We start from the raw sequence: 15,940 nt of genomic DNA on the forward strand, positions 1-15,940 counted from the left end.
CGTGGTCAGGCCTCGATGGCCTCGCGGTCACCCGCGGGGGAGGCGCCGGCGATCTCGATCTTGCGCGGCTTCGCCTTCTCGGCCACGGGGATGACCAGTCGCAGCACGCCGTTCTCGTAGGCGGCCTCGATCCGCTCGAGGTCGAGATTGTCGCCCAGGACCAGCTGGCGCGAGAACTGACCGTGGGTCCGCTCGGACGCCAGTCGCTGCCAGTCGCCGTTGCCGGCGACGCGCTCGGCCTTGATCGTCAGGACGTTCCGCTCGACGTCGATGTCGATGCTGTCCCTGCTGATGCCGGGGAGGTCGAACTCGAGCACGAACTGCTCGCCCTGGCGCCAGGCGTCCATCGGCATCACGGCCGGGCGGTTCGTGGTGCCCAGACCGGAGCCCAGGAGCTGGCCGGCGAGCCGGTCGAAGTCACGGAACGGATCGGTGGTGCGCAGCAACATGACATGTCCTCCTTCGGGATGGGCCGGCACCGGGCGTGCCGGACAGTTCGTTGATCTGCAACGACAGTTATAGATAATGTGTTCCCGTGAATCAAGTGCCTGGACGAGGTCGCGGGGAGCGCACCCGCGGCGTCTACGCGATCTCCGTCGCGGCCGAGATGACCTCGCTCCAGATCCAGAACCTCCGTGTCTACGAGCGCCGCGGTCTGCTCGCGCCCGCGCGCAGCGACGGTGGGACGCGGCTCTACAGTCGCGCCGACATCGAGACACTGCACCGCATCCGAGACCTGCTCGCCGAGGGGCTCAACCTCGCCGGCATCGCCCGGGTCCTGGAGCTCGAGGCCGAGGTGGCACGTCTGCGGGCCCGGCTCGCGCGGTGAGTCGGTGGGAGGAAAGTCGGTGGGCGCCGCCGGAGCCGCCCGGTAGGGTGCGACCCATGTCGAGCCCTGAGGCATCCACTCAGGGGGCTTTCGGTCGCACCGTCAGCCCCCTGCCTCACTGAGTCCTGCCCGAGACCCGGGCGTTCGCCGGGGTGCTGTCGGTCGTGACGAGACGCCGTCCGTCCGTCCGCTCGTCCCTCGGAGTCCTCGATGCCTCTCGCCCTCTATCTGCTCGCCCTGACGACCTTCGCCATGGGCACCTCGGAGTTCATGCTGGCCGGCCTGGTGCCGGACATCGCCGACGGTCTCGGTGTCCCGGTCGGGACCGCCGGCCTGCTCACGTCCGCGTTCGCGGTCGGGATGATGGCCGGCGCGCCCGTCATGGCCGCCTTCGCCCGGCGCTGGCCGGAGCGGAGCACGCTCCTGGGCTGCGTCGCCGTCTTCGCCCTCGCCCATGCCCTTGCCGCCGTCACCCCGAGCTTCGCCCCGCTGTTCGTCGCCCGGGTCGTGGCGGCGCTGGCCAATGCCGGCTTCCTGGCGGTCGCGATCGGTACCGCGACCCGGCTCGTCGCGCCGGACCGGAAGGGGCGTGCGCTGGCGGTCCTGCTCGCGGGTACGACGCTCGCCACCGTCGCCGGAGTCCCGGCGGGAGCGCTCCTCGGCGCCGCGCTGGGCTGGCGCGCCACCTTCTGGGCGATCGCGCTGCTGTGCGTGCTCGCGGCACTCGGCATCGTCCGAGGGGTCCCCGCCCGGACCGACCCCACCGGCGAGGACGCGGAGGCAGGGCCGTCGCTGCGTGTCGAGCTCGCCCAGCTGCGCAGGCCGAGCCTCATGGTCGCGATGCTGCTCGGTGCGCTGGTCAACGGCGGCACCTTCGCCGCGTTCACCTTCCTCGCTCCCGTGGTGACGGGTGTCGCCGGGCTCGACGAGCTGTGGGTGCCGGTGGTGCTGGTGCTGTTCGGCGCCGGGTCCTTCGTCGGGGTCGCCCTCGCGGGGCGGCTGTCCGACCGGCGCCCCGGCCTGGTCACCGGCGCGGGCACACCCCTTCTGCTCCTCGGCTGGGTGGCGCTGGCGGTGCTCGCGGCTCATCCGGTCGCCCTGCTCGTCGCGGTGTTCGTCCAGGGGATGCTCGCCTTCGCGGTCGGCAGCACGTGGATCGCGCGGGTGCTCTACGCGGCGTCCGGTGCGCCGACGATGGCGGGCTCCTACGCGACGGCCGCACTCAACGCCGGAGCCACCGCCGGGCCCGTCCTGGGCGCGATGGCGATCTCCGGTGCCGGTGAGCGGGGACCGGTCTGGGTGGCGGCCGCGCTGAGCGGGATCGCTCTGGTCGTGACGGTGGCGGTCAGGCGACCTGGAGCGACCGCTTCGAGAGCCCCATCCAGAACCCGTCGATGACCTGGTCGCCGGGCTCGGTGGGGTCGGTGGCGGCGCCGAGGGTGACGAACAGCGGCGTGTAGTGCTCGACCGTCGGGTGCGCGAAGGGCATGCCCGGCGCCGAGGACCGGTACGACGCCAGCTCGTCGACGTCCCCGCGGGCCATCGCCTCGCCGGCCCAGGCGTCGAAGTCGCTCGACCAGCCGGGGGCGTCGGCGTCGAGCTGCCAGGAGGTCAGGAACGGCAGGCCGTGGGTGAGGAAGCCGGAGCCGATGACGAGGACGCCCTCGTCGCGCAGCGGCCGGAGCCGGCGACCGATCTCCATCAGCCGACCCGGGTCGTGGGTGGGCAGGGACATCTGCAGCACCGGGATGTCCGCGGCGGGGTACATGATCCTCAGCGGCACCCAGGCGCCGTGGTCGAGGCCGCGCGACGCGTGCTGGTGGACAGGCTCGGTGCGCGGCATCATCGCGGCCACCCGAGCGGCCAGCGCCGTGGCGTCGGGCGTCTCGTAGGTCATCCGGTAGTACTTCGGCGCGAAGCCGCCGAAGTCGTAGACCAGGGGCGCCCCGCTCGCGGTGAGCGACAGCGGAGCCGACTCCCAGTGCGCGCTGACGATCAGGATCGCCTTGGGGCGCGGCAGGTCCCGCGCCCAGGCGGCCAGCTGCCCGGACCACACCGGGTCGTCGAGGAGCGGGGGAGCGCCGTGGCCGATGTAGAGGGCCGGCATCCGGGTGCTGGTGTCCGTCATGGTCATGCCCACCTCAATAGTTGAGACTTCAACTATATTCCTCGCCGTCGCGGAACGGAAGGCTCAGGCAGGCAGGGTCCAGTCGACGGGCTGCCCGCCGCGCTCGGCGAGCAGCGCGTTGACCCGGCTGAACGGCCGCGACCCGAAGAACCCGCGCGAGGCCGAGAGCGGCGAGGGGTGCGGGGACTCGACCGACGGGATCGGGCCGAGATGCGGCTTGAGCGTCTGCGCGTCGCGACCCCACAGGATGGCCGCGATCGGCGCACCCGCCTCGGCCCGTCGTACGACGGCCCGGATCGCGCACGCCGTGACGTGCTCCCAGCCCTGGCCGCGGTGCGAGCCGGGCTCGCCGGGCCGCACGGTCAGCACCCGGTTGAGCAGCATCACGCCCTGCTCGGTCCACGCGGTGAGGTCGCCGTGGCCGGGGGACACGAAGCCGACGTCGTTGGCCAGCTCCTGGTAGATGTTCCCGAGGCTGCGCGGGATCGGCCGCACGCCGCGGTCGACGGCGAAGCTCAGGCCGATCGGGTGCCCGGGCGTGGGATAGGGGTCCTGGCCCACGACGAGGACGCGGACCTCGGCGAGCGGGCGCCGGAACGCGCGGAAGACGTGGTCGCCGGCGGGCAGGTACGCCCGGCCCGCGGCGATCTCGGAGCGGAGGAACTGTCCGAGGGCGGCGACCCGGTCCTCGACCGGCTCCAGCGCCTCGGCCCAGTCGGCGGCCATGAGGCCCTGGTCGACGAGTCCGGTGAGTGCACCCACGGCCGAACCATATCCGTGGGCCGCGAGGCCGGGTGGCGTCCCTCTCCCTCCCAGGGGCGCCACCCGGTGGCGACATAGCTCCGACGCGGATCCCGAGCCTCCTGGTCCTCCGGGGGCACTCAGCGAGGAGTGCCGGACCCGGTGGGGCTCCCTCCAGCGGGTTTCGAGGTCCGCGTCGGTGATGAGGAATCTACGCAGCGCGCCGCGGGTCGCGAATCGGGAACGCGGCCGGGCCCGGTTAGTCCTTTGGGACTATGTCCCGGGAGCGAACGGCCGGGCCAGCCGGTCGAGGAAGGCCACCAGGACCGCCTCCCGCAGCGGCGGGGGAGCCACGTCGAGCAGGGCGTTGACCGGTGCCATCCGCTCCGGGAGGCCGAGGTCCCCGTCCCCGTCCGCCAGCCCTCCCGCCGCCAGCAGCAGGTCGAACTCGGCGTCGCCGAGGGTGGCCGGGTCGAGGGTGCGCAGCAGGTCCGCCACGCCCGGGTCCACCGGCACCGGTCCGGCCGACCGCGCGGCCGCGACCGCATCGCCCAGGGCGCCGAGGAAGGCCGTGGGATCGGTCGCGGCGCTGATCGCGACGTGCAGCGACGGCGCCCGGCCGCCGTAGGAGAGCTGGGGCTGGACGAACCAGCCACGCACCGCCATCTCGTCGCAGACCGTGAAGACGTCGAGCGGACCGTCGGCGATCGCGGCGACCAGCGTCGAGTCGGGGGCGGCGACCAGCGCGAGCCCGTCGAGGGCGGCGATCCCCGCGGCGATCGCCTCCGTGGCCGCCAGCGCCCGCGCGGCCAGCTCCAGGTAGCCGGAGTCGCCGATCGCCTGCACCGTCGCCCACGCACCGGCGGTCGGGCCGCCCGAGCGCGTCGACTGCATCGTCGCGTTGAGCATCGTGTAGCCCGGCCAGCCGGCGTGGGCGAAGTACTGCGGCCGCCGCAGCGCCGGGTCGCGGTGCAGCAGGAGGGAGGCGCCCTTCGGCGCGTAGGCGTACTTGTGCAGGTCGGTGGAGATCGACGTGACGCCCTCGACCGCGAACGTCCACGGCGTCACCTCGCGACCCAGCCGGGCGGCGTAGGGCAGCACCCAGCCGCCGATGCAGGCGTCGACGTGGCAGCGCACGCCCCGGGCCGCGGCGGCAGCGGCGATCTCGGGGACCGGGTCCACCACCCCGTCCGCGTACGACGGCGCGCTGGTCACGACCAGCACCGTGGTGTCGTCGATCGCGGCCGCCATCGCGTCGGCGTCGGCACGGTGGTCGGGCCCGGTGGGCACGACCACGACCCGCACGCCGAAGTAGTGGCCGGCCTTGTGGAAGGCCGCGTGCACGGTGTCGGGCACGACGATCGAGGGCGAGATGACGTCGGGATGGGCGTCCCGGGCACCCTGCACGGCCAGCAGGCAGGACTCGGTGCCGCCCGACGTCAGCGTCCCGACCATCGTGTCGGGCCCGTCGACCAGGTCGCGGGCGAAGGCGACGAGTTCGTTCTCCATCGCCAGGAGGCTCGGGAACGCCGTCGGGTCCAGGCCGTTGCTGCCGGCGAAGGCAGCGACCGCCTCGCGGGCCAGGGCGTCGACCTCGGCCAGCCCGGCGTCGTACACGTAGGCGAGGGTGCGGCCGCCGTGGACCGGCAGGTCGCCCTCCTGCAGCGCGGCGAGCCGCGCGCGGATCTGCTCAGGCGTCGACGGTCCCGTCAATCCGGTCCACCTCCCTCTCGTCGAGAGCGTAGCCACGCAGCCACCACAGGCTCGCGAGCACGAGCAGGGCCGGCAGCAGTGAGAAGCCGAGCGTGATCGCGGTGACCGCGGAGTCCGGCTGGAGCACGTCGCCGCTGTCGCTGGACCGGTAGGAGCCGAGCGCGAGCACCACCGCGAACAGGCCGGGTCCGAGCGCCAGGCCGAGGGTCTCGCCGGCGGTCCACACGCCCGTGTAGACGCCGACCCGGGAGGAGCCGGTGCGGCGGGCGTCGACGGCCGCGGCGTCGGGCAGCATCGCCATCGGGAAGACCTGAACGCCGGCGTACCCGAGCCCGACGACCCCGACCGCCGCGAACACCACCCACGCCGGCGCGCTGCCCGCGAGCACCGCCAGCCCAGCCCCCACGGCGAGCACCACGGACGAGGCGACATACCCCCGCTTCTTGCCGATCCGCCGCCCCAGCGCCGCCCAGGCGGGCGTCAGCAGCAGGGCCGGGCCGACGAAGCAGACGAACAGGATCGTCGCGGCGCCGTCGCGCTCGAGGACGTCGCCGGCGAGGTAGTCGACGCCGGCCAGCATGCAGCCGGTCGCCAGCGCCTGCATCACGAAGGTCGTCAGCAGCAGCCGGAAGTCCCGGGCGGCCGCCACGAGACGCAGCTGGTCGCGCAGCGACCCCGGGCCCGGCGCCGCCGCGCCGATCCGCGCGTCGCGGGTGCCGCGGTAGGCGAGCAGCGCGCCGGTGACGATGACCGCCGCCATCGCGACGCCCATGACGCGGTATCCGTCGCGGCCGCCGATCGCGTCTCGGATCGCCGGCGCGCTCGCGCCCGCGAGCAGGATCGTGAACGCCAGGATCGCCACCCGCCACGTCATCAGCCGGGTGCGCTCGGCGTAGGAGTCGGTGATCTCGGCCGGCATCGCGACATAGGGCACCTGGAAGAAGGCGTACGCCGTCGCGCAGGCCAGGAACGCGACCAGGACCCAGGCGGCGTCGAACGCCTGCGAGCCGAGGTCCGGTGCGGCGAAGAGCAGCGCGAAGCACACGCCCAGCACCAGCCCCGCGCGCAGCAGCCAGGGCCGCCGCGGCCCGCGCGGGTCGACGGTACGGTCGCTGATCCGCCCGGCCACCGGGTTGAGGATCACGTCCCACGCCTTCGGCAGGAAGACGATCGCGCCCGCCAGCAGGGCGGGTACGGCGAGCGTGTCGGTCAGGTAGGGCAGCAGCATCAGCCCCGGCACGGTCCCGAACGCGCCGGTCGCGACCGAGCCGGCGCCGTAGCCGATCCGGCTCAACCCGCCGGCCTGCTGTCTGCCGACCACTGGGTGATCCACTCGTCCATCGCCAGCCAGGTGGTGGTCCGCGCGGCGCGGCCGGTCAGCATGCCGAGGTGGCCGCCGGGCACGATCTCGAAGCGCACCTCGGGCGACTTGGTGAGCATCGGGACGACGGCACGCACCGCCGGCACCGGCGCGATCCCGTCGGTGGCGCCGCCGAACACCAGCACGGGCACGGTGATCTCGCCGAGGTCGATGGTCCGGTCGTCCAGCTCGAAGGTGCCGCCGGCGAGCTGGTTGCCCTTCGCGAAGCGGTGGTAGAGCTGACCGAAGGTGCGGCCCGGGTAGGCGATCATGTTCGCGGTGAAGTGGTCGACCGCCTCGACCTGGGCCAGGAACTCGCGGTCGTCGACGTGGGTCGCGAGCGCGATCGGCTTGGTCACCAGCTTCTGGAAGGCCGTGAGCTGGAAGGCCCATTTCACCAGGGGCTTCGGTGCCCCGCCGAGCAGCTGGTAGCCCCGGGTGATCGGGCCGGGGCCGTTGAACAGGTTGAGCAGAGGCCGGAACGGCGCCAGCAGCGGCACCTGTGAGATGTCGATCGGCGAGCCGACGACGGTCAGGGACGCGACGGGCAGGTCTCCCGAGCGCTCGTCGGCGAGGGTGAGCAGCGAGAAGATGCCGCCCAGCGACCACCCGATCACGTGCACCGGCCGTCCGCCGGCGTGCTCCGACACCTCGCGGATCGCGGTCGGCACGACCTCGTCGACCCAGTGCTCCATGCCGAGGTTGCGGTCGCGGAACGAGACCTCGCCGTACTCCACGAGGTAGGTCGGGCGGCCCTCCGTCACGAAGTGCTCCACCAGCGAGCACCCGCGCCGCAGGTCGTAGCAGCTCGAGGGCGCCGCGAGCGGCGTCACCAGCAGCACGGGGTCGCCCTGCTCCTGGACGTGGCCCGCCGGCCGGTAGTGGTAGACCTCGCGCAGCGTCCCGTCGTCGATGAGCGTGCGCGGCATCGGGCGCAGGTCGGCCACGCCGCCGTAGAGCAGCTTGTGGGCGACGTTGCTCGCGGCCGCGACGACCTGGTCCGGGGCGGGGAGCAGGCCGGCGCCCGGCACGGAGCGCAGGGGCACCAGGTCCATGGCCGAACGCTACCGCGCGGTAGCGGGGTTCAGGAGCGTGTCGCCGGTCGCACCGTCTTGGTGTGGCTGTGGCCCTCGTCCTCCAGCTCCGTCATGAAGCTGTCGGCCCACGCCTTCACGTCGTGCTGCGCGATCTGGCGGCGCATCGCCCGCATCCGCCGGGTCAGCTCCTTGGGCTCGGCCTGGTACGCCTCGAGCAGCGCCGCCTTCATGCCGTTCATGTCGTAGGGGTTGACCAGCCACGCCTGCCGCAGCTCGTCGGCGGCGCCCGCGAACTCGGACAGCACGAGAGCACCGTCGTCGTCGACCCGGCAGGCGACGTACTCCTTGGCGACGAGGTTCATCCCGTCGCGGTAGGGGGTCACGACCATCACGTCGGCGGCGCGGTAGAGCGCCGCCATCTCCTCGCGCGGGTACGACGTGTGCAGGTAGCTCACCGCGGGCCGGCCGATCCGGCCGAGGTCGCCGTTCAGCCGGCCGACGAGGCGCTCGATGTCGTCGCGCAGGTTGCGGTAGTGCTCCACCCGCTCGCGCGAGGGCACGGCGACCTGGACGAACACCGCGTCCTCGACGGTCAGCGCGCCGTCCCGGATCAGCTCGCCGAACGCGCGGAGCCGGGCGTAGATGCCCTTGGTGTAGTCGAGTCGGTCGATGCCGAGGAAGATCCGGCGCGGGTTGCCCAGCGCCTCGCGGATCGCGGCGGCGCGCTCGGCGACCGACTCGGACCGGGCCAGCTCCTCGAAGCCGGCGGCGTCGATCGAGATGGGGAACGCCGCGGCGCGGACCGTGCGGCCGTCGGGCAGGTAGACGAGGTCGCGGTGCGTCTTGTGGCCGACCCGCTGCCGGACCAGCCGGATGAAGTTCTGCGCGGCACCGGGCAGCTGGAAGCCCACCAGGTCGGCGCCGAGCAGCCCCTCGAGGATCTGCCGGCGCCAGGGCAGCTGCTGGAACAGCTCGCCCGGCGGGAACGGGATGTGCAGGTAGAACCCGATCCGCAGGTCCGGGCGCAGCTCGCGCAGCATCTGCGGCACCAGCTGCAGCTGGTAGTCGTGGACCCACACGGTCGCGCCGTCGTTGGCGAGCTCCGCGGCGCGCTCGGCGAAGCGCCGGTTGACCCGGACGTAGGTGTCCCACCACTCGCGGTGGAACTCGGGCTTGGCGACCACGTCGTGGTAGAGCGGCCAGAGCGTGCCGTTCGAGAAGCCCTCGTAGTGCTCCTCGATCTCCTCGGCCGACATCGCCAACGGCACCAGGTCCAGCCCGTCGACCTTGAACGGCTTGAACTTCTGGGTCCCGCCCGGCCAGCCGACCCAGACCCCGTCATGGGCCCGCATCACCGGCTCGATCGCCGACACCAGGCCGCCGGGGGACCGGCGCCAGCGCGCCTTGCCGTTGCGGTCGGTGACGCGGTCGACGGGGAGGCGGTTGGCGACGATCACGAGGTCATGGCCCACGACCCCACCCTAGTCAGGCGGCCGGTCGGCGGTGGTCGGGCTGGCCCGACATCGAGTGTCCTGCTGGCAGGATTCCTTCGACGACGTCCCCGGACCACGCTGGACCCATGACCGAGAACCTGGTGCTGAAACCGCCCGCGCGACCGCCTACCCGGCGGTGGCTGCGCGACACCGGTTACGCCCTCGCCGCCCTGCCCGTGGCGCTGGTGGCGCTGGTCGTCGTGGTCGTCCTCGTCGCCGCCGGGCTGGGACTGTCGGTGGTCATCGGCGGTGTCTTCGTGCTCGCCGTCGGCGTCTACGCCGCCCGCGGGTTCGCGCACGTCGAGCGGCGGCGCCTGGCCGCGCTCACGGGGCGGGCGGTGCCGGAGCCGGCGTACCTCCGGGCCCAGGACGGCGACGGGTTCTGGCGGCGGAGCCTGACACCGCTGCGCGACCCGCAGTCGTGGCTGGACGTGGTGTGGTCGCTCGTCGGGTGGATCACGGCGACGGTGGCCTTCGTCGTCGCGCTGGCCTGGTGGGGGACCGTGCTGTGCGGGGCGACCTACTGGTTCTGGGAGCGGTTCATCCCGCGCGACGCCAGCGACGCCCAGAGCCTGGCCGACCTGATCGGGCTCGGCGACAGCCACGCTGCCGACGTCGGCCTGATCACCGGGATCGGCCTCGTCGCGCTGGTGACCCTCCCGTTCGTGCTGCGCTTCGCGGCGGTGGTGCACGCGAGCCTCGCGTCGGTGCTGCTGACCAGCCGCGCCGAGCTGCAGGGCCGGGTGGCCCGGGTCGAGGAGAGCCGCGACTCGGCGCACCGGGCCGAGGCGGAGTCGCTGCGCAAGCTGGAGCGCGACATCCACGACGGCCCGCAGCAGCGGCTGATCCGGCTCGGCATGGACCTCGGCCGGGCCCGGGTGCAGCTCGCCGCCGACCCCGACACCGCGGCCCGCACGCTCGACGCCGCGGTGGCCCAGACCCGCGAGGCGGTCGAGGAGCTGCGGGCACTGTCGCGGGGGATCGCCCCGCCGCTCCTGGTCGACCGCGGGCTCGCCGCCGCCGTCGCCGAGATGGCCGACGGCCAGCCGATCCCCGTGCGGGTCGTCGCCGACGTCCCCCGGAAGCTGCCGCTGGCCGTCGAGACGGCCGCGTACTTCGTGGCCGCCGAGGCCCTGACCAATGTCGTCAAGCACAGCGGCGCCGACCGCGCCGACGTCACGCTCGAGGTCGTCGACGGCCGGCTGCAGGTCACCGTCGACGACAACGGCCGCGGCGGCGCGACGGCTGCTCCCGGTCACGGCCTGTCCGGTCTGCGCGAGCGACTGGCCGGCGTCGACGGGCAGCTCTTCCTCGCCTCCCCGGCGGGCGGCCCGACCCGGCTGCGCGCGGAGGTGCCCCTGGCGTGAGGATGGTCGGGTGAGGATGGAGTCGTGAGGATCGCTGTCGCCGACGACTCCGTGCTGCTGCGGGAGGGGTTGCAGCTCCTCCTCGCGGAGGCCGGCCACGAGGTCGTGGCCGCCGTCGGCGACGGCCCGTCGCTGGTGGACGCGGTCCTGACGCTGCGCCCCGACCTCGCGATCGTCGACGTCCGGATGCCGCCCAGCCACACCGACGAGGGGCTGCGCGCGGCGGTCGCGTGCCGGCAGGCATGGCCCGAGGCGCGGGTGCTGGTCCTGTCGCAGTACGTCGTGGCGTCGTACGCCGACGAGCTGCTGGCGACGGGGGAGGGCGGCGTCGGCTACCTGCTCAAGGACCGGGTGAGCGAGGTCCGGGAGTTCCTCGACACGCTCGCGACCGTGGCGGCGGGCGGCACCGTGCTCGACCCGGTGGTGGTCAAGCACCTGATGGGCCGGCAGCGCGATCCGCTGGTCGCGCTCACCCCGCGCGAGCGGGAGGTGCTCGCGCTGATGGCCGAGGGGCGGTCCAACGCCGCCGTCGCCGACGCGCTCGTCGTGTCCCTGGCCGCCGTCGAGAAGCACACCCAGCGGATCTTCGCCAAGCTCGGCCTGTCGCCCGACGACGACCAGTCGCACCGGCGGGTGCTGGCGGTCGTGCGCTTCCTCCGCGCGGCCGAATGACATCGTTGTGATTCGCGGGTTAGAGTACGAGTCAGAACACCTGTCGGCCTTCCCCACCTGATGTGTCGAGGAGACCTCATGACCGCCGAGCGCAGCACCCAGGAGAACGCCGCCGCCGCGGCTGCTCCCGGCAGCCTCAGCGACCGCGACCGCGCGATCCTCGAGTTCGAGCGGCAGTGGTGGAAGTACGCCGGTGCCAAGGAGAGCGCCGTGCGCGAGCAGTTCGACATGAGCGCCACCCGCTACTACCAGGTCCTCAACGCCCTCATCGACCGTCCCGAGGCCCTCGAGGCCGACCCGCTGCTCGTGCGCCGCCTCCGCCGGCTGCGCTCGCAGCGCCAGCGGCAGCGCTCGGCGCGCCGCCTCGGCTTCGAGGTCTGACCATGTCCCGGCCCACTCGCACCCCGACCCAGCGCGGCGCCGTCCTGACCTCGCCCGTGGTGCTGCTCAGCATCGTCGCCGTCGTGCTCGCGGCCGTCGCGTTCGTCGCGACGCGCGGCGACGGGCCGGCCGAGCGGGACGTCTCCGCCACCAAGGCCTCGGCGACCTCCACCGACGGGGCCACCGACGACCCGGCCGACGAGCCCAGCGCGCCGCCGACCGAGGAGCAGAAGCCGGCGCCGCCGCCCGTCGTCCGCGGCGACCACTCGGTCGTGGTCTTCAACAACACCGCGATCCGCGGCCTCGCCGCCCGGGTGTCGGACAAGGTGCGGGACGCCGGCTGGACGGTCGCCGCCGCCGACAACTGGTACGGCACCGTCCCCGGCACCACGGTCTACTTCCCGAAGGGCAAGAAGGCCGTCGCCCGCCAGCTCGCGCTCGACCTCGGCGTCGCCCGGGTCCTGCCCGCCGACACCGACAGCGACATGAGCTCCACCAGCCTGACCCTCATCCTCACCGGCGAGCTGTGACGCCGACATGATGGGATGGGGACGTGAGGTTCTCGTCCCCCGAGGGTGAACAGCGCTACGACGCCCTGGTGCGCGTCGCGTCGCGGACCGTCGTCGGCCTGGACTTCGACGGCACGCTGTCGCCGATCGTCGACGATCCCGCCCAGGCCCACATCCATCCGGACGCGCCCGCGGTGCTGACGGCGCTGGCCGCGGAGGTCGCCGCGATCGCGGTGATCACCGGCCGCCCGGCCCGGCAGGCCCTCGACCTCGGCGGGCTCGAGGAGGTCGGCGACGCGCTCGCCGCGGCCGGCAAGGAGCTCTTCGTCTTCGGGCAGTACGGCAATGAGCGCTGGACCTCGAGCAACCGCCGGATCACCGGTGCGCGGCCCCCGCGCGGCCTGGCGACGTTCGAGCGTGACCTGCCCCGTGCCCTGCGCACGGCCGGCGCGAGTGACGCCTACGTCGAGGACAAGGGCCTTGCGGTCGCCGTCCACACCCGGCGCCTGCCCGACCCGGAGGGCGCCTTCGCCCGGCTGCTGCCGCCGCTGCGCGAGCTGGCCAGCCGGCACGGACTGGTGCTGGAGCCGGGGCGCTCGGTGATCGAGGTGCGCTCGGCGGGCTCCCACAAGGGGATGGTCGTGCACCGGCTCGCGGCGGTGCTCGACGCCGAGGGCTTCCTGTTCGCGGGCGACGACCTCGGCGACGTCGAGGCCTTCGAGGCCGTCGAGGAGCTCGGCACGCGGGGCCTGGCCGCACTGCGGGTCTGCTCGGCCTCCGACGAGCAGAGCGCGCTGATCGCGCTGTCCGACGTGGTCGTACGCGGCCCCGCCGGAGTCCTCGACCTGCTCGGCCGGTTCGCGGACGACGCCCACGCCCGCCGCTGAGGCGATCTCAGATATTGGACGCCAGTCTCGACATCCGAGAAGACGATTGGGTCCCGGTGGGGCATCGCCCCTAGGCTGAGCGTGCTCATCCAGAGGGACTGAGGGAACGGCCCTGAGAAGTCCCGGCAACCGCCGCGAACTCCCGTCAGCGCCTGCGTCATGCAGGAGCCCGGCGTCGCGGAAACGGTGCCAAATCCGACCCGCGCGAGAGTCGCCGGGACAGATGAGAAGGAGGACCCATGAGCGCCGTTGTGACCAAGGCACCTGAGACCACGACCCAGCCGGGACTGCGCGAGGGCGCCTTCGGCAACGCCACCTCGCTGTCGTGCCGCGAGTGCGGCCACCTGGTCGCGCTGGGCCCGTTCTACGCCTGTCCTGAGTGCTTCGGACCGCTGGAGATCACCTACGACTTCCCGCAGGTCACCCGCGAGGAGATCGAGGCCGGCCCGCGCAACATCTGGCGCTACAAGGCGCTGCTGCCGGTCCCGACCGACATCGAGACCAGCCCCAACACCGAGCCGGGCTTCACCCGCCTGCTCGAGGCGAAGAACCTCGCCGCCGAGCTCGGCATCGCCAAGCTCTGGGTCAAGGACGACTCGACCAACCCGACCAACTCCTTCAAGGACCGGGTCGTCGCCTGCGCGCTCAGCGCGGCCCGTGAGCTGGGCGCGACGACGTTCGCCTGCCCCTCGACCGGCAACCTCGCCAACGCGGTCGCCGCGGCCGGCGCGCGGGCCGGGATCAAGACCGTCGTCTTCATCCCGAGCAACCTGGAGCAGCCCAAGCAGGTCAACTCGGCGATCTTCACCGAGAACCTCGTCGCCGTCGACGGCAACTACGACGACGTCAACAAGCTCGCCTCCGAGATCGCCGGTGAGGAGGAGGGCTGGGCGTTCGTCAACGTCAACGTGCGGCCCTACTACGCCGAGGGGTCCAAGACCCTGGGCTACGAGATCGCCGAGCAGCTCGGCTGGCGGCTGCCCGACCAGGTCGTCATCCCGGTCGCCTCCGGCTCCCAGCTGACCAAGGTCGACAAGGCCTTCCAGGAGCTCATCAAGCTCGGCCTCGTCGAGGCCAAGCCCTACCGGATCTTCGGCGCGCAGGCCGAGGGCTGTGGCCCGGTCGCGACCGCCTACAAGGCCGGGGTCGACGCGATCCGCCCGGTCAAGCCCGACACCATCGCCAAGAGCCTGGCCATCGGCAACCCCGCCGACGGCATCTACGTCCTCGACATCGCCCGCCGCACGGGCGGCGCGGTCGAGGAGGTCACCGACGACGAGATCCGCGAGGGCATCGTGCTCCTCGCCCGCACCGAGGGCATCTTCACCGAGACCGCCGGCGGTACGACGACCGCGGTCACCAAGAAGCTCGTCGAGACGGGCCAGCTCGACCCGAGCCTCGAGACGGTCATCATCAACACCGGCCACGGCCTCAAGACCCTCGACTCGATCTCCGGCCAGGTCGGCCCGGCCGCGACCATTGCTCCGAGCTACGACGCCTTCAAGGCGACCGGCCTCTGATGAGCGCCGTCCGGTGGAGCGTCCGCTGCGTTGTCGCCGCTTGACGACCGCTCCGCTCCCAAGGTCGCCTGCGCGGCTCCGCCTTGCGGCCGCACGCACCGGACGACGCTCACCACAACTCACCATCACCACAGCAAAGGAAGTCTCATGAGCGTCCGCGTCCGGATCCCCACCATCCTCCGCACCTACACCGGTGGCGACTCCGAGGTCAGCGCCGAGGGTGCCACCCTCGCCGAGGTCCTCGACAACCTGGACGCGAGCTTCGCGGGGATCAAGGGCCGGATCCTCGACGAGGACGGCAAGCTGCGCCGCTTCGTCAATGTCTACGTCAACAACGACGACGTGCGCTTCGAGCAGGACCTGGCCACCCCGACGCCGGACGGCGCCGAGGTGTCGGTGATCCCGGCCGTCGCCGGCGGCTGCTGACCCGCACGAGCGCGCCCGGGCGGTTCGCCGTACTCGCGGGTGAACGCCGCGACATAGGACGACGCGGTCGCGTAGCCCACGCGGTGCGCGGTCTCGGTCACCGACCAGCGGCTGAGCATCGCGCGTGAGGCCTGCAGCCGGGTCCGCGTGCGCCAGGCGGAGAACGACGTCCCGAAGACCCGCTCGAACTCCCGCTGCAGCGTCTTGGGGCTGACGTGCAGCCGCTCGGCCCAGCCGGGCAGGCCGGTCGGGTCCGCGGGGTCGAGGGTCAGCGCCCGGGCGACCGCCTGGGCCGGGCCGAGGGCCGCCGACCCGTAGCCGATCGGGTCGGCCGGCGCGGCGGCGAGCTCGGTGAGGAGGACGCCGCGCGCGGCCAGGCCGGCGCGCTCGTCGGTGCCGGGACGGACCAGCCGGGAGACGGCGTCGACCGCGGCGGGCGACATCGCGAGCACCGTCGCCTCGTGGCGGAGCAGCTCGTCGGGCGCGCGTCGTACGCACAGCCGCACGACGGTCTGCACCTCCAGCGCGGTCACCTCCGCGATCACGCCCTGGCGCACCCAGGCGGCATGGGTCGGCCCGGCGAAGGCGGCCGAGCCGCCTCGGCCGACGGCGAGCACGCCGTCGGGCGAGAAGTAGATCTGGTGCACGAAGTCGTTGCGCGACTCGGGGAAGTCGGTGACCACGCCGCCCGCGGGCGGGTACCTCAGCGCGAGGATGCCGTCCGGCGGCCCGAGGCCGTAGGGGAACTCCTCGACCACCGCGCCGCCGGCCTGCGTCGCCGTGACGGCGGGGGCGGGGCGCGCGGCGGCGGGTTCCTGTCCTCTGCGCGTCATCATCTGACTCCTTCACGACACCGGCACCTGCGTTGGTAAGGCTA

At 73.1% G+C, this 15,940-nt stretch carries 17 protein-coding genes and 1 riboswitch; of the genes, 9 read left to right on the top strand and 8 right to left on the bottom strand.

Going from position 1 to position 15,940, the window contains the following annotated elements:
* Positions 1 to 5: 5 nt before the first annotated feature.
* Entirely contained in the window at positions 6 to 449 is a 444-nt protein-coding gene (locus KVF89_RS18255; RefSeq protein WP_257427514.1) for an Hsp20/alpha crystallin family protein, read from the bottom strand.
* A gap of 86 nt (positions 450 to 535) precedes the next feature.
* Here KVF89_RS18255 and KVF89_RS18260 point away from each other — a divergent pair, with 86 nt between their 5' ends.
* Positions 536 to 829 (top strand): MerR family transcriptional regulator, encoded by a 294-nt coding sequence (locus tag KVF89_RS18260; RefSeq protein WP_257427515.1) that lies wholly within the window; start codon positions 536 to 538, stop codon positions 827 to 829.
* A 210-nt stretch (positions 830 to 1,039) separates the two neighbouring features.
* Entirely contained in the window at positions 1,040 to 2,227 is a 1,188-nt protein-coding gene (locus tag KVF89_RS18265; protein WP_257427516.1) for a Cmx/CmrA family chloramphenicol efflux MFS transporter, read from the top strand.
* Here KVF89_RS18265 and KVF89_RS18270 read toward each other — a convergent pair.
* The 6 genes from KVF89_RS18270 to KVF89_RS18295 form a co-directional block, all read right to left on the bottom strand.
* Positions 2,175 to 2,957 carry a dioxygenase family protein gene (locus tag KVF89_RS18270; protein ID WP_257427517.1) on the bottom strand — a complete coding sequence of 261 codons (783 nt, stop codon included), beginning with the start codon at positions 2,955 to 2,957 and terminating at the stop codon, positions 2,175 to 2,177. The two genes, KVF89_RS18265 and KVF89_RS18270, sit on opposite strands and share 53 nt — an antisense overlap.
* Before the next feature lie 63 nt (positions 2,958 to 3,020).
* Positions 3,021 to 3,719 carry a uracil-DNA glycosylase gene (locus tag KVF89_RS18275; RefSeq protein ID WP_257427518.1) on the bottom strand — a complete coding sequence of 233 codons (699 nt, stop codon included), beginning with the start codon at positions 3,717 to 3,719 and terminating at the stop codon, positions 3,021 to 3,023.
* A 252-nt stretch (positions 3,720 to 3,971) separates the two neighbouring features.
* The gene (locus KVF89_RS18280; RefSeq protein WP_257427519.1) at positions 3,972 to 5,411 is read right to left on the bottom strand and encodes a pyridoxal phosphate-dependent decarboxylase family protein; all 1,440 of its coding nucleotides are present in this window, start codon (positions 5,409 to 5,411) and stop codon (positions 3,972 to 3,974) included.
* The gene (locus KVF89_RS18285; protein WP_257427520.1) at positions 5,389 to 6,732 is read right to left on the bottom strand and encodes an MFS transporter; all 1,344 of its coding nucleotides are present in this window, start codon (positions 6,730 to 6,732) and stop codon (positions 5,389 to 5,391) included. The genes KVF89_RS18280 and KVF89_RS18285 overlap by 23 nt, the downstream gene beginning before the upstream one ends.
* Positions 6,702 to 7,826 (bottom strand): alpha/beta fold hydrolase, encoded by a 1,125-nt coding sequence (locus KVF89_RS18290; protein ID WP_257427521.1) that lies wholly within the window; start codon positions 7,824 to 7,826, stop codon positions 6,702 to 6,704. Before KVF89_RS18290 ends, KVF89_RS18285 begins: the two co-directional genes overlap by 31 nt.
* A gap of 29 nt (positions 7,827 to 7,855) precedes the next feature.
* The gene (locus tag KVF89_RS18295) at positions 7,856 to 9,280 is read right to left on the bottom strand and encodes an alpha,alpha-trehalose-phosphate synthase (UDP-forming) (RefSeq protein ID WP_257427522.1); all 1,425 of its coding nucleotides are present in this window, start codon (positions 9,278 to 9,280) and stop codon (positions 7,856 to 7,858) included.
* Between the two features lie 107 nt (positions 9,281 to 9,387).
* Here KVF89_RS18295 and KVF89_RS18300 point away from each other — a divergent pair, with 107 nt between their 5' ends.
* The 7 genes from KVF89_RS18300 to KVF89_RS18330 all read left to right on the top strand — a co-directional run bounded on the left by KVF89_RS18300 (position 9,388) and on the right by KVF89_RS18330 (position 15,063).
* The gene (locus tag KVF89_RS18300) at positions 9,388 to 10,668 is read left to right on the top strand and encodes a sensor histidine kinase (RefSeq protein WP_257427523.1); all 1,281 of its coding nucleotides are present in this window, start codon (positions 9,388 to 9,390) and stop codon (positions 10,666 to 10,668) included.
* Positions 10,669 to 10,692: 24 nt separating this feature from the next.
* Complete coding sequence (locus tag KVF89_RS18305; RefSeq protein ID WP_257427524.1) at positions 10,693 to 11,340, top strand: response regulator; 648 nt, start codon at positions 10,693 to 10,695, stop codon at positions 11,338 to 11,340.
* Between the two features lie 78 nt (positions 11,341 to 11,418).
* Positions 11,419 to 11,721 carry a DUF3263 domain-containing protein gene (locus KVF89_RS18310; protein ID WP_257427525.1) on the top strand — a complete coding sequence of 101 codons (303 nt, stop codon included), beginning with the start codon at positions 11,419 to 11,421 and terminating at the stop codon, positions 11,719 to 11,721.
* 2 nt (positions 11,722 to 11,723) lie between these two features.
* Complete coding sequence (locus KVF89_RS18315) at positions 11,724 to 12,251, top strand: LytR C-terminal domain-containing protein (protein WP_257427526.1); 528 nt, start codon at positions 11,724 to 11,726, stop codon at positions 12,249 to 12,251.
* Positions 12,252 to 12,274: 23 nt separating this feature from the next.
* Entirely contained in the window at positions 12,275 to 13,117 is an 843-nt protein-coding gene (gene otsB, locus KVF89_RS18320; RefSeq protein WP_257427527.1) for a trehalose-phosphatase, read from the top strand.
* A gap of 82 nt (positions 13,118 to 13,199) precedes the next feature.
* A riboswitch (SAM riboswitch) is annotated at positions 13,200 to 13,347 on the top strand.
* 9 nt (positions 13,348 to 13,356) lie between these two features.
* Complete coding sequence (thrC, locus tag KVF89_RS18325; RefSeq protein ID WP_257427528.1) at positions 13,357 to 14,637, top strand: threonine synthase; 1,281 nt, start codon at positions 13,357 to 13,359, stop codon at positions 14,635 to 14,637.
* Positions 14,638 to 14,784: 147 nt separating this feature from the next.
* Entirely contained in the window at positions 14,785 to 15,063 is a 279-nt protein-coding gene (locus KVF89_RS18330) for a MoaD/ThiS family protein (protein WP_257427529.1), read from the top strand.
* Here KVF89_RS18330 and KVF89_RS18335 read toward each other — a convergent pair.
* Positions 14,961 to 15,896 (bottom strand): helix-turn-helix domain-containing protein, encoded by a 936-nt coding sequence (locus KVF89_RS18335; protein ID WP_257427530.1) that lies wholly within the window; start codon positions 15,894 to 15,896, stop codon positions 14,961 to 14,963. The two genes, KVF89_RS18330 and KVF89_RS18335, sit on opposite strands and share 103 nt — an antisense overlap.
* Between the last annotated feature and the right edge of the window lie 44 nt (positions 15,897 to 15,940).

Origin of the sequence: Nocardioides carbamazepini, from assembly GCF_024614185.1 — a bacterium.
GTDB classification, from domain to species: domain Bacteria; phylum Actinomycetota; class Actinomycetes; order Propionibacteriales; family Nocardioidaceae; genus Nocardioides; species Nocardioides carbamazepini.